The organism is Pseudomonas sp. NPDC089996 (genome assembly GCF_044748405.1).
In the GTDB taxonomy this organism is placed as follows: domain Bacteria; phylum Pseudomonadota; class Gammaproteobacteria; order Pseudomonadales; family Pseudomonadaceae; genus Aquipseudomonas.
Genome location: NZ_JBIVGA010000005.1, coordinates 62,193 through 75,305, shown reverse-complemented (window position 1 = coordinate 75,305; position 13,113 = coordinate 62,193). Strand labels below are relative to the sequence as shown.

General features: G+C 64.0%; 11 protein-coding genes. 8 read left to right on the top strand and 3 right to left on the bottom strand.

Annotation, left to right across the window (positions count from 1 at the left end):
- Nucleotides 1–84 precede the first annotated feature (84 nt).
- Nucleotides 85–816: a hypothetical protein gene (locus tag ACIPW4_RS10470; RefSeq protein WP_400657384.1), complete on the top strand. Its 732-nt coding sequence runs from the start codon at nucleotides 85–87 to the stop codon at nucleotides 814–816.
- Nucleotides 817–881: 65 nt separating this feature from the next.
- Here the strand turns inward: ACIPW4_RS10470 and ACIPW4_RS10465 are convergent, their stop codons facing one another.
- The gene (locus ACIPW4_RS10465) at nucleotides 882–1,862 is read right to left on the bottom strand and encodes a LysR family transcriptional regulator (protein WP_400657383.1); all 981 of its coding nucleotides are present in this window, start codon (nucleotides 1,860–1,862) and stop codon (nucleotides 882–884) included.
- Between the two features lie 360 nt (nucleotides 1,863–2,222).
- Between ACIPW4_RS10465 and ACIPW4_RS10460 the strand changes: the two genes are divergently transcribed.
- The 5 genes from ACIPW4_RS10460 (at nucleotide 2,223) to ACIPW4_RS10440 (ending at nucleotide 7,951) form a co-directional block, all read left to right on the top strand.
- Nucleotides 2,223–3,383, top strand: coding sequence for a glycine betaine/L-proline ABC transporter ATP-binding protein (locus ACIPW4_RS10460; protein ID WP_400657381.1), 1,161 nt, complete (start codon nucleotides 2,223–2,225; stop codon nucleotides 3,381–3,383).
- 23 nt (nucleotides 3,384–3,406) lie between these two features.
- Complete coding sequence (gene proW / locus ACIPW4_RS10455; protein ID WP_400657378.1) at nucleotides 3,407–4,360, top strand: glycine betaine/L-proline ABC transporter permease ProW; 954 nt, start codon at nucleotides 3,407–3,409, stop codon at nucleotides 4,358–4,360.
- 65 nt (nucleotides 4,361–4,425) lie between these two features.
- Nucleotides 4,426–5,454, top strand: coding sequence for a glycine betaine/L-proline ABC transporter substrate-binding protein ProX (gene proX / locus ACIPW4_RS10450; protein WP_400657375.1), 1,029 nt, complete (start codon nucleotides 4,426–4,428; stop codon nucleotides 5,452–5,454).
- 144 nt (nucleotides 5,455–5,598) lie between these two features.
- Nucleotides 5,599–6,654 carry a GlxA family transcriptional regulator gene (locus tag ACIPW4_RS10445; RefSeq protein ID WP_400657373.1) on the top strand — a complete coding sequence of 352 codons (1,056 nt, stop codon included), beginning with the start codon at nucleotides 5,599–5,601 and terminating at the stop codon, nucleotides 6,652–6,654.
- A gap of 340 nt (nucleotides 6,655–6,994) precedes the next feature.
- On the top strand, nucleotides 6,995–7,951 hold the full coding sequence (locus ACIPW4_RS10440; protein ID WP_400657371.1) for an AraC family transcriptional regulator: 957 nt from the start codon (nucleotides 6,995–6,997) through the stop codon (nucleotides 7,949–7,951).
- A 6-nt stretch (nucleotides 7,952–7,957) separates the two neighbouring features.
- Here ACIPW4_RS10440 and ACIPW4_RS10435 read toward each other — a convergent pair whose 3' ends face one another.
- Together ACIPW4_RS10435 and ACIPW4_RS10430 are read right to left on the bottom strand one after the other, a co-directional pair.
- On the bottom strand, nucleotides 7,958–9,109 hold the full coding sequence (locus tag ACIPW4_RS10435) for an acyl-CoA dehydrogenase family protein (protein WP_400657370.1): 1,152 nt from the start codon (nucleotides 9,107–9,109) through the stop codon (nucleotides 7,958–7,960).
- 16 nt (nucleotides 9,110–9,125) lie between these two features.
- Nucleotides 9,126–10,196, bottom strand: a complete 1,071-nt coding sequence (locus ACIPW4_RS10430) for an enoyl-CoA hydratase/isomerase family protein (RefSeq protein ID WP_400657368.1) — start codon at nucleotides 10,194–10,196, stop codon at nucleotides 9,126–9,128.
- Between the two features lie 299 nt (nucleotides 10,197–10,495).
- On the opposite strand from ACIPW4_RS10430, the gene mdcA reads away from it, so the two are divergent.
- Together mdcA and ACIPW4_RS10420 are read left to right on the top strand one after the other, a co-directional pair.
- Nucleotides 10,496–12,157, top strand: a complete 1,662-nt coding sequence (gene mdcA, locus ACIPW4_RS10425) for a malonate decarboxylase subunit alpha (protein WP_400657366.1) — start codon at nucleotides 10,496–10,498, stop codon at nucleotides 12,155–12,157.
- On the top strand, nucleotides 12,157–13,113 hold the full coding sequence (locus ACIPW4_RS10420) for a triphosphoribosyl-dephospho-CoA synthase (RefSeq protein ID WP_400657364.1): 957 nt from the start codon (nucleotides 12,157–12,159) through the stop codon (nucleotides 13,111–13,113). The genes mdcA and ACIPW4_RS10420 overlap by 1 nt, the downstream gene beginning before the upstream one ends.

Below are 13,113 nucleotides of genomic sequence, written 5' to 3'. Positions count from 1 at the left end.
CGCACTTTTTCCGCATTTCGGGCTCTATGCTTGGCCAGGCCGTACCGATCCTCGGAACGGCCGCCGAATCCCGACCCGGTGCCGATGGTTGCAAGCAATCCCCGATTTTTCCCACGTCTGCTGCTGGCAGGCGCCCTGATTGGCCTGGCCGGCTGCAGCCAGCAGCAGGGTCACGACATCGTCAGCCAGTTCGGCGACGGCAAGCCCAGCGAGCTGTTTCAGACCAGCGTCGACCGCATGGCCACGCTTTCCATGCGCGACAATTTGCAGAGCCTGTATCTGTTGATGAACAAGCTGTACCTGCGCAACCCCAACCAGGTGAAGATGTCCGGCTTCCTGGACGCCGCCACCGCCGAGCGGCAGATCCGCATCGCCATCGAGCAGCGCCAGCCCCTGCCGCAACTGGGCAACCGCCGCGACCTTGCCGCCTTGAGCTATGCCCTGAGCCCGGAATTTCGCGGCGACCGGGTCGGCGCCTTCATCTATGCGATTGGCAGCATGCTGATCACCGCCCACGGCGGGCGTACCGAGTTCTACATGACCGATGCCATCGACCCGCTGTTCGTCAACAACGCGGCGCGCAACATCGAGAAGGCGACCTGGATGCTCAGCCAGCGCCAGGATGCCAACGGGGTATTGTTGCTGTTCTCCAACGAGATATCGGAGGAGGGCAGCAACCTGAGTTTTGCCGTGGAGTTCGGCAAGATCGTGGCGCGCCTGGATTTGCTGGCGGAGCTGCTGGATGAGCGCTATCGGCGGATTGGGCTGAATTATGCGCAGAGTTTGTTGTTGATGAATTTTTTGCCGGTGCAGTAGGTTTCGGGGCCTAAGTGCTCGCCACAAGCTTTGCAGCGCCTGCAAGACTGAAGGCGAAAATCCCATCAGGCGCCGCGCAACGCCTCCAGCAACGGCTGAAACTCCTGCAGCAACCACTCGCGCAAGCGCCGACAACTGGAGTCATGCTCCTTCTCTTCGTTGAACGCGAGGAAATGGAACGTGTCCTTGAGCACCAACTCCTGCTCCACCGGCCGCACCAGCAAACCCTGGGCCACCAGTGGCGTGATCAGGTGATGCCACCCCAGCACCACCCCCTGGTTGTTCAGCGCCAGTTGCACCAGCACGTTGTAGTCGTTGGCATTGAAAAAGTGCGGCGCGGTGCTGGCGCGGCTCTTCAGGTCGACATCGTGCAACGCCAGCCAGACGTTCCAGTCGACGTGCTCGGCCACCTGCGAGCGGCCATAGGGGGTGAGGTTGAGCAACGTGCCGTCGCGCAAGCCTTCCAGCGTGCGCAACTCGGGGTGCGTAGCCAGGTAATGCGGTGTGCACACCGGGTAGATCACATCATGGTTCAGTGGGTGCGAGCTGTAGCCCGCCTGCACCTTGCCCAGCTTGGTGATGTAGATGTCCGGGCGCACGCCGGGCTCCATCGACAGGAAGTTCTGCGTGGTCACCAGGTTGATATCGATGTCCGGGTGCTCGTCGAGGAAGCGGGGCATGCGCGGCCCCATCCATAACGCGGCAAACGCCGGCGAGCAGCACAGGGTGACCACATGCCGGGTGTTGGTGTTGCTGCGGATGCGTTCGGCGGCCTGGGAGATGTTGACGAACGACAACTGCACCGCATCGAAGAAGATCGAGCCGGCCACGGTGAGCTCCACCGCCCGGCCCACACGGGTGAACAGTTCGGCGCCGAGGTAGGTTTCCAGCTCGCGGATCTGCCGGCTGACCGCGGCCTGGGTCACGCAGAGGGCCTCGGCTGCACGGGTGAAGTTCTGGTACCTGGCAGCAGCGACGAAGACTTTCACGGCGCGCAGCGACGGCATCTTGATCAGCGTCTGATCGGGTTCGGAGTGTCTGACCATGGTCGTGGGGCAAGGTCCTTCGCTTAGCCAGGTGGGTCACTCTAGCCTGTCAAAGGCCCGGCGGTAAATGCGCGGGCGCTCTGGCACCGTGCGCGCAGGCCGATTGATAACTTCAGGTAATGGTTAGCGCCATGCAAATGTCGTTGGACCAGCTCTGGATCAGGGCCTAACGTAAAACACACGGCGCGGCATTCGCGACAGCGATGTCGAATAATTTTTGAAGCAGGACATTCTGCGTGCCGGTTTTGACTCACGTTCGAATTTGAACGGACTGCCAAGCGTACTCGCACTGATCTCTACCCGCCTTATTGAAAGTGCGAAGTTCAAAGATTGGTTAATAAGCATAATAAAGAGGGTCGTATGAGCCATGCCGATGAGATTCTTTCGGTAAAAAACATCTTCAAGGTATTCGGGCCCAACCCCGACATGGCCATGGAGATGCTCCGCAAGGGCGCCGACAAGAACGAAATCTTCAGCAAGACCGGCCACGTCGTCGGCGTGTTCGATGCAAGCTTTTCCGTCAAGCGTGGCGAGATCTTCGTCATCATGGGGCTGTCCGGTTCGGGCAAGTCGACCATGGTGCGGCTGTTCAACCGCCTGATCGAACCCACCTCCGGCAGCATCCACCTCAACGGCAAGGAAATCACCGGGCTCTCCGACAAGGCCCTGCTCGACGTGCGCCGCAAGGAAATGGGCATGGTGTTCCAGTCCTTCGCCCTGATGCCGCACATGAGCGTGCTGGAAAACACCGCGTTCGGCCTGGAGATTGCCGGCGTGTCCGAGGCCGAGCGCCACAGCCGCGCCCGGGATGCGCTGAGCCAGGTGGGCCTGGCCGGCCACGAGAACAGCTACCCCCACCAGCTTTCCGGCGGCATGCAGCAGCGCGTGGGCCTGGCCCGGGCGTTGGCCAACGACCCGACGATCCTGCTGATGGACGAGGCGTTCTCCGCCCTCGACCCGCTGATCCGCAGCGAGATGCAGGGCGAGCTGATGCGCCTGCAGGCCGAGCAGCAGCGCACCATCATCTTCATTTCCCACGACATCGAAGAAGCCATCCGCATCGGCCATCGCATCGCGATCATGGAAGGCGGGCGGGTGGTGCAGATCGGCACCCCGCAAGAGCTGATCAACCAACCGGCGAACGATTACGTGCGCACCTTCTTCAAGAGCTTCGACAGCTCGCGGGTGCTCAAGGCCGGGGATGTGGCCAGGTTCGACCCGGCAGTGGTGTGCAAGGTCAACGGCAAGGCGCCGAGCTTCCAGGCGGGCGTGCCGTTCGGCTATCTGGTGGATGACCGTGGCCTGCTGCTCGGGGTGGTCGACACCGACGCTACCGGTGCCACTGCCAGTGACCGCTACAGCTTGCACGAGCAGCGACCGGTCTATGTCGACACGCCGCTGCACGAGGTGCTCGGCATCGCCGCCGACCTGCCATACCCGGTGCCGGTGCTCGACCGCGAGGGTGCCTTCAAGGGCACGCTGTCGAAAAACGAGCTGCTGCAGACCTTGAGCCGCAACTAATACAAGAAAAGGGGTACGCCCTCATGTCCGAATTCAGCCTTCTCGATCCGTTCCAGGCCGCGACCATTCCGTTGGGCGACTGGGTCACCGCAACCCTCAACTTCCTGGTGCACAACTTCCGCGAAGTGTTCCGCGCCATCCGCTGGCCGATCGACCAGGTGCTCAACGGCATCGAGTTCACCTTGCAGAGCATCCCGCCCACCATCGGCATCATTCTCTCGTCGCTGCTCGGTTGGCAGCTGGCGGGCAAGCGCATGGCGCTGTTGTGCTTCATCACCCTGACCTTGCTCGGCCTGATCGGGGTCTGGTCCGAGTCGATGACCACCTTGGCGCTGGTACTGACGTCGGTGTTCTTCTGCGCGGTGATCGGTATTCCGCTGGGCATTGTCTGCGCCCGCAGCAACCGCCTGGAAAGCGTCATCCGGCCATTGCTCGACGCCATGCAGACCCTGCCGGCGTTCGTTTACCTGGTGCCGGTGGTGATGTTGTTCGGTATCGGTAACGTACCGGGTGTACTGGTGACCATTGTCTTCGCCTTGCCGCCGCTGGTGCGCCTGACCAACCTCGGCATCCGCCAGGTCCCGGAAGACAAGATCGAAGCCGCCCGCGCCTTTGGCTGCACGCCACGGCAGATGTTGACCCGCGTGCAATTGCCGCTGGCCACCTCGACCATCATGGCCGGCCTCAACCAGACCCTGATGCTGTCGCTGTCGATGGTGGTGATCGCCTCGATGATCTCGGTGGGCGGCCTGGGCCAGATGGTGTTGCGCGGCATCGGCCGCCTGGACATGGGCCTGGCGACCGTCGGCGGTGTCGGCCTGGTGCTGCTGGCGATCTTCCTCGACCGCCTGACCCAGGCCATGGGCGCGCGCAGCAGCGCCGACCCGAGCCTGCGCTGGTACCACACCGGCCCGGTAGGCGTGGTCATGCGCCTGTGCGGCGCGGCGCAACCCCAAGGGCGGCGCAAGACCGCCTGAGCATTACCCTGGATACATTCGATCTGCCGCACTTGAAGATAAAAATCAGAAAAAGGTAAGCGACGATGCACGAATCCAAGTTCTCCCGCAGCATCCTCAAATGCGCCACGGCGCTGACCCTGGTGGCCGCCGCATTGGGCGCCCAGGCTTCGGCCGACAAACCGGGCGAGGGCGTCAAGGTGACGCCGATCTTCCCCTCTATCGCTGAAGAGCGCTTCCGTGGCGAAGTCGCCATGGAGGGCCTGCGCGAGCTGGGCTACAAGGTTCAGGAGCCGAAGGAGACCGAGTACGGCGTGATGATGGTGGCCCTGGCCAACGGCGATGCGGACTTCACCGTGCACCTGTGGGAGAAACTGCACGACAAGTTCTACCAGCAGGCCGGGGGCGACGATGTGATGGTCAAGACCGGCAACATTCTGCCGGGCGTCGCCCAGGGCTACCTGATCGACAAGAAGACCGCCGACCAATACAACATCAAGTACATCACCGACCTGAAGAAACCCGAGATCGCCAAGCTGTTCGACACCGATGGCGACGGCAAGGCCGACATGACCGGCTGCAACCCGGGCTGGGGCTGCGAACTGGTGATCGCCCACCACATGAAGGCCTACGACCTGGGCAAGAGCGTGACCGTCAACCAGGGTTCGTACTTCGCGCTGATGGCCGACACCATTACCCGCTACAAGGAAGGCAAGCCGATCCTGTACTTCACCTGGGTGCCGCAGTGGATCGCCAGCGTGCTGGTCGAGGGCAAGGATGTGGTCTGGCTGGAAGTGCCGAAAACCGACCTGCCGGACGGCAACAATGATGTCGATACCATGTACCACGGCAAGAACCTTGGCTTCGCCATCGACAAGGTGGTGGCGGTGTTGAACAAGGAGTTCGCCGAGGAGAACCCGGCGGCCACCAAGTTCCTCTCGCTGGTACAGATCAGTACTGATGACGAGAGCAACCAGAACCTGAAGATGCAGAAGGGCGAGAAGAAGCCTGCCGACATCACCCGTCACGCCAAGGAATGGGTGGCCGCGCATCGTCAGCAGTTCGATGAGTGGCTGCAGGCTTCCCGCGCCGCCGCTACCCAGGCCAGCAAGTAATCCTGTTACAGCGGTGTTGTAGCATTCGCGGGCATGCCCGCTCCCACAGGGGGATTGCGCCAGCTCCAGGCTTGCGCGGTTCCTGTGGGAGCGGGCGTGCCCGCGAAGAATCCACCGCGATCCATCCGCGTTTGAGTCACCGCCATGAGCCATTTCGAAAGCATCCTCAAGAACACCAACCTGGCCCACCTCGACCCGGCCGGCCGCACCTCACTGGGCCTGCCGTGCCGTCGCGTGGCCTTCGTCCTGCGCGAGCACTTCTCGATGATGGCCTTCACCGCCGCCATGGACAGCCTGGTCACCGCCAACCTGATGAGCGCCACGCCGCTGTTCGACATTCAGGTGGTGGGCGAAGGCGCGCAGGTGATGAGCGACCTCGGCATTGCGCTGCCGGTCAATACCACGCTTGCCGAGCTGGATGTACACGGCCTCGACAGCCTGCTGGTGTGCGGGGGGTTCCGTGTGCGCCTGGAGGCCTCGGCGCTGCTGCGCAGCAAACTGCGCCAGGCCGATTCACTGGGCTGCCAGCTTGGTGGTTTGTGGAATGGTGCCTACTTCCTGGCCGAAGCCGGGCTGCTCAACGATCATGACTGCGCCTTCCACCCGGATGGCCGGGCGATGATGAGCGAGTTGTTCCCCAAGGTACGCGTCAGCCGCCAGACGCACATGCTCGACAGCCGGCGGATGAGCTGCGCCGGAGCCAGCAGTGCGCTGGACATGATGCTGGCGCTGCTCGAGTTCAAAGGTGGCGAGACGCTGCGCCGAGCGGTGGAGCAGATGCTGGCGTGTGACCGTTCGCGGCTGTTGAGCGATGTGTCGGCGACCGCGCCGGAAGTCGACCCGAGCCTGCCTCGCGGGGTACGCCTGGCGCTGGAGCTCATGCATGCCAACATCGAAGACCCGATAGGCATCGACGAGATCGCCGAACATGCCGGGTTGTCGCGGCGACATCTGGAACGCCTGTTCCGCCGCCATGTGCAGGCGACGCCGCCGCGCTATTATCTGGAGCTGCGCCTGACCCATGCACGGCAGTTGCTGCAGCACACCAGCAAGTCGCTGACCGAGGTGGCGGTGGCCAGCGGGTTCGTCAGTTTTCCGCATTTCTACCGGCGCTTTCGCGAGCTGTTCGCCATCGCACCGCGGCAGTTCCGGGCGCGCAGCCAGGGCTGGGCGGGGCGTGAGGCCCTGGCGGTTATTTGAAAGCACAGCTGGCGCGATCTCTGTAGGAGCGGCCTTGCGTCGCGAAAGGGCTGCGAAGCGGCCCCAGGATTTCAGCGTCGCCTTCGAAAACCGGGGGCTGCTTCGCAGCCCTTTCGCGACGCAAGGCCGCTCCTACAGGGCTTGCGCAGCGTTCGATTATCGCGCATTGCTGATAGGCCCACTGTTCGCTATCCGCCCACCCAATCCGAACATCTCATTGCCCAATCCCCGCCTTTTTGCTTAGTGTGTCACTGCAGCAACCGTGAACGACCGCAACCACCGGCCCAAGGGCCAGTAGGAAGCGGCGCCCAGAACAATAACGATACCGAGTGCCTTGCCTATGGAAAGCCGCCTGCTGAGCGAACGCAGTAGCGTGTTCCATCACGCCGACCCTTACGCGGTGTCCGACTACGTCAACCAGCACGTCGGCCAGCACTGCATCGGCCTGGCGCGCACCACCCACCCGCAAGCCAGCCTCAGCCACCGCAAGTTCGCCGAGCTCGACCTGTGCCGCATCAGCTATGGCGGCAGCGTGCGGGTCACCTCGCCGGCGCTGGAAAGCATCTACCACCTGCAAGTACTGCTCAACGGCAACTGCCTGTGGCGCGGCCACCAGCGCGAGCACCACCTGGTACCGGGCGAGCTGCTGCTGATCAACCCGGACGACCCGGTCGACCTGACCTATTCCGAAGACTGCGAAAAATTCATCCTCAAGGTGCCGACCCGGCTGCTCGATAGCATCTGCGACGAGCAGCGCTGGCAGCGCCCGGAGGGCGGCGTGCGGTTCTTGCGCAACCACTACCGGCTGGAAGAGCTGGACGGCTTCGTCAACCTGCTGGCCATGGTTTGCCACGAAGCCGAGGTCAGTGATTCGCTGCCGCGCGTGCAAGGCCATTACAGCCAGATCGTCGCCAGCAAGCTGATGACCCTGATGAGCTCCAATATTCGCCGCGAAAGCCTGGGTTCGCCGGGTGGCAGCCTGGAGCGGATCCTCGATCACATCGAACGCAATCTCAAGCTGGAACTGCCCGCCGAGACACTTGCCGAGCAGGCCTGCATGAGCGTGCGTTCACTGTATGCGCTGTTCGATCGCCAACTGGGCATCACGCCCAAGCAGTATGTGCGCCAGCGCAAGCTGGACCGGGTGCATGCGTGCCTGAGCGACGGCAGCTGTGCGGTGCGCAGCGTGACTGAACTGGCCATGGATTATGGCTTCATGCACCTGGGGCGGTTTTCCGAGGTGTATCGCCAGCAGTTTGGCGAGCTGCCTTCGGAAACCTTCAGGCAGCGCCATTGACCGGGGTTACAGGGGGTAGTGCTTGAGTTCACGTGCAATCAGCATGCGCTGGATCTCGCTCGACCCCTCGTAGATTTGCGTGATCCGCGCATCGCGGTAGTAACGCTCGACCGGGTAGTCCTCCAGATAGCCATACCCGCCATGCACCTGGATCGCCATGGAACAGACCCGCTCGGCCATTTCCGAGGCGAACAGCTTGGCCTGGGAGGCTTCCGACAGGCACGGCTTGCCCGCCGTACGCAGCCGAGCAGCATGCAGAATCAGCAAACGGGCAGCATTCATCTGCACCTGCATGTCGGCCAGCAGGTTGGCGATGCTCTGATGCTCGTTGATCGGCTTGCCGAACTGGATGCGGTCACGCGAGTACACCAGCGCCGCTTCGAACGCAGCTCGGGCGATGCCCAGGGCCTGGGCGGCAATGCCGATGCGCCCGCCTTCGAGGTTGGACAGGGCAATGGCCAGGCCCTTGCCGCGCTCACCGAGGATATTCGCCGCCGGAATGCGGCAGGTGTCGAAGGTCACCGCACAGGTGTCGGAGGCGCGGATACCCATCTTGTGTTCGCTGCGGTCGACCTTGAAGCCAGGGTTGTCGGTGGGCACCAGGAACGCTGAAAGGCCCTTCTTGCCCAGCTCCGGGTCGGTGACGGCGAAGACGATGGCCAGGCCCGCGCGGCGGGCGTTGCTGACGAACTGCTTGGCCCCGTTGATCACCCATTCGCCATCGATCAGTTCGGCGCGGGTGCGCAGGTTGTGCGCTTCGGAACCTGCCTGCGGTTCGGTCAGGCAGAAGCAGCCGATCACCTCGCCAGTGGCCAGGCGCGGCAGCCAGGCCTGCTTTTGTTCAGGCGTGCCGTAGGCGAGCAGGGGGCCGCAGCCGACCGAGTTGTGAATGCTCATCATCGCGCCGGTGGCGCCGCAGCCGGCGGCGATTTCCTCGACGGCCAGGGCATAGGCGACGTAGTCGGTGTAGCTGCCGCCGAAGTCTTCCGGCACGACCATGCCGAGCAGGCCCAGCTCGCCCATCTTGCGCACCACGCCATCGTCGATCCAGCCGGCCTTTTCCCAGGCCTGGGCATGCGGGGCGATTTCGCCGCGGGCGAAGTCCCGGGCCATGTCGCGGATCATGATCTGTTCTTCGCTCAGTTCCAGGTCTTGCATCTGCGTACTCCCGGGCTCACAGGCCTTCGAAGAATTGGTCGACCCGCTGGCGTGACAGCCCCGCCAGGGTCGGCGGGTTCCAGCGTGGCTGCTTGTCCTTGTCGATGATCAGGGCGCGCACGCCCTCGATGATGTCGCCGTACTGGAACCACTGGCGGTCGATGTGCAGCTCCATGGCGAAGCAGTCTTCCAGTGCCAGGTGGCGACCGCGACGCAGCATCTCCAGGGTAACTGCCATGGCGAGCGGCGAGCGGCTTTCCAGCTGGTCGGCGGTGGCGACCGCCCAAGGGTGGCTGTCGCCGATGGTCACGGCGCGCAGCTGCTCGATGATCGCTGCCAGGTCGGGCTGGGCGAAGAAGTGGTCGATGACCGGGCGCAGCTTTTCCAGCGGCGCATCGTCCAGTACCTGGCTGCCGAGCCTGGCCAGCAGGTTCTGCAGGTCTTTGAGCGGGTGGGGGCCGAAGCGCAGCTGGTCGAGGCCTGCATCGAGGGCGGCGAGCCTGTCGCTGGCCAGGTACCAGTCGGCCAGCCCGCAGTACAGGGCGTCGGCGGCCTGGATCTGGGCGCCGCTGACGCCCAGGTAGGTGCCCAGTTCGCCCGGAATGCGTGACAGGAAATAACTGCCGCCGACGTCCGGGAAGTAGCCGATGCCGACCTCGGGCATGCCCAGGCGGCTGCGTTCGGTGACGATGCGCAAATCGCAGCCCTGGGCCAGGCCCATGCCGCCACCGAGGGTGAAGCCGTCCATCAGCACCAGCACCGGCTTACGGTAGCGGTGGATGGCGAGGTCCAGGGCGTATTCCTCGACGAAGAAGTCTTCGTGCAGGGTTTCGCCAGCCTTGTAGCTGTCGTGCAACGAGCGGATATCGCCGCCGGCACAGAAGCCCTTGGGGCCTTCGCCGCGCAATACCACGGCCTGCACCTGTGGGTCTTCGGCCCATTGGTCGAAGTGCTGGCGCAGGCTGCGAACCATGTCCAGGGTCAGGGCGTTGAGGCCGGCAGGGCGGTTGAGGGTGAGGTGGCCAATCTGGTTGCGGACCTCGGCCAGTACATGGGCCGTTGCCGAGGTATGAGCATGCGCGGTCATCGCGTTCTCCCTGCTTTGTTATTGATTTTCCAAGTGAAGTCTGGCGTGCGCTGGAGGGTCTGTGGATCCTGGCAGGCGAATTTGCCTTGTGCAATGGACAAATGTGCAGGGGGATCGTGCGTTTTTGCCAGATGCAATGTAAAGCTTGAGGCCCCCTTCGCGGGTAAACCCGCGAAGAGGCCAGCGGACCCAACCTCAATCGTTAACTTGATCGTAACGATCAGCTTCCCACCTTGATTGATCCTTGAATCCGCCTCGCCCTAATGTGCCCCCACGACAGCGAACCCGTGGAGTCACCAATGACCATAACCAAGAATCCACCGCCGCAATGGTCCAGGCGGCGCGCCGAGAAGCAGCGCCGCCTGGACCGCGTCCGTCATCTGGCCGACGGTGTGGTGCTGCCCACCGAGCGGATCGTCGAAGCCCTCGAGCTACTGATCGCCCCCGGCGACCGGGTGGTGCTCGAAGGCAACAACCAGAAGCAGGCCGACTTCCTCTCGCGCTCGCTGGCCAAGGCCGACCCTGAGCGCCTGCACGATCTGCACATGATCATGCCCAGCGTCAGCCGCGCCGAGCACCTGGACCTGTTCGAACGCGGCATCGCCCGCAAGCTCGATTTCTCCTTCGCCGGCCCGCAGAGCCTGCGCATCGGCCAGCTGCTGGAAGATGGCCTGCTCGAGGTCGGTGCCATCCACACCTACATCGAGTTGTACTCGCGCCTGCTGGTCGACCTGATCCCCAATGTCACGCTGGTCGCCGGCTTCATGGCCGACCGCGAAGGCAACCTGTACACCGGCCCCAGCACCGAAGACACCCCGGCGCTGGTCGAACCTGCCGCCTTCAGCGACGGCCTGGTGATCGCCCAGGTCAACCAGTTGGTGGATCGCGTCGACGACCTGCCGCGCGTGGACATTCCGGCGTCCTGGGTCGATTTCGTGGTAGTCGCCGACAAACCTTTCTATATCGAACCGCTGTTCACCCGCGATCCACGCCACATCAAACCGGTGCACGTGCTGATGGCGATGATGGCGATTCGCGGCATCTACGAGAAACACCAGGTGCAGTCGCTGAACCACGGCATCGGTTTCAATACCGCCGCCATCGAGCTGATCCTGCCGACCTACGGGGAATCGCTGGGCCTGAAGGGCAAGATCTGCCGCAACTGGACGCTCAACCCGCACCCGACCCTGATCCCGGCCATCGAGACCGGCTGGGTCGAAAGCGTGCATTGCTTCGGCACCGAACTGGGCATGGAGGACTACATCGCCCAGCGCCCGGACGTGTTCTTCACCGGCCGCGACGGCTCGCTGCGCTCCAACCGCATGATGTGCCAGCTGGCCGGGCAGTACGCGGTCGACCTGTTCATTGGTGCCACCTTGCAGGTCGATGGCGACGGCCATTCCTCGACCGTCACCCGCGGTCGCCTGGCAGGTTTCGGCGGGGCGCCGAACATGGGCCACGACCCCCGCGGCCGGCGCCACGCGACCCCGGCCTGGCTCGACATGACCGTGCCCGAAACGATGCTTGAGCGTGGCCGCAAGCTGGTGGTGCAGATGGTCGAGACCTATCAGGAAGGCGGTAAACCCACCTTCGTCGAAACCCTCGATGCCGTGGAGGTGGCGAAGAAGGCCGGCATGCCTCTGGCGCCGGTGATGATCTATGGTGACGACGTCACCCACCTGCTCACCGAAGAAGGCATCGCCTATCTGTACAAGGCGCGCAGCCTGGAGGAGCGCCAGCAGATGATCGCCGCCGTGGCCGGCGTCACCGCCATCGGCCAGCGCCACGACCCCAGGAACACCCTGCGCATGCGTCAGCAAGGCCTGATCGCCTTGCCCGAGGACTTGGGCATTCGCCGCACCGACGCCAGCCGCGAGCTGTTGGCTGCGCGCAGCATCGCCGACCTGGTCGAATGGTCCGGCGGCCTCTACAACCCGCCTGCACGGTTCAGGAGCTGGTGATGACTGCGCATGACTTGAAACCGCATCTGTCTCTTCGCGGGCACGCCCGCTCCCACAGGTCCGGTGCCGTACCTGAAAGCAGCACGATGCCTGTAGGAGCGGGCTTGTCCGCGAAGAGGCCAGCCCAGGAAATAGAGATTTCACTGGCTGAACAGCTCGCCGATTTGGCAGTTGAAGCCCTCATCGACGAAGCCGACCTGTCCCCAAAACCCGGCCTGGTCGACCGCCGCAGCAGTGGCGCCCACACCGACATGACACTGGCCCTGATGCACGCCTCTGCGCTGGCCCTGTGGCCATGCCTGCGGCAGATGGCCGAAGCCGCCCAGGCATACAGCGAAATCGGCCTGCCACTGCGGGCTGAATTGGGCCGCATCGGCCGCGAAGGCGAGGTCGCCATGCTGGCCACCACTGGCGGCATCAACACCCATCGCGGGGCCATCTGGGCGCTGGGCCTGCTGGTCGCGGCCCAGGCGCTGGATCCCCAGGCCGAACCCATGGCCGTGGCCGCCCGTGCCGGCCGCATTGCTTTGATCGAAGACCCGGCAGCACCGGTGCAACCCAGCCACGGCAGCGAAGTTCGCCAGCGCTACGGCGCCAGCGGTGCCCGCGAACAGGCCCAGCAAGGTTTCCCCGCCGTGCTCGAACACGGCCTGCCACAACTGCGTCGCAGCCGCGCCGCCGGGGCCAGCGAAAGCCAGGCCCGGCTGGATGCCCTGCTGGCGATCATGACCGCGCTCAGCGACACCTGCGTGCTCTGGCGCGCCGGCCCGCAAGGCCTCAAAGCCCTGCAATCAGGCGCTCGTGCGGTGCTCGATGCCGGTGGCAGTGCCTCCCTCGACGGCCGCCGTCAACTGCGCCAGCTGGATGCCCAATTGCTGCAACTGAACGCCTCACCGGGCGGCGCCGCCGATCTGTTGGCCGCCTGCCTGTTCCTCGACAAAGCCGGGAGCCTGTGA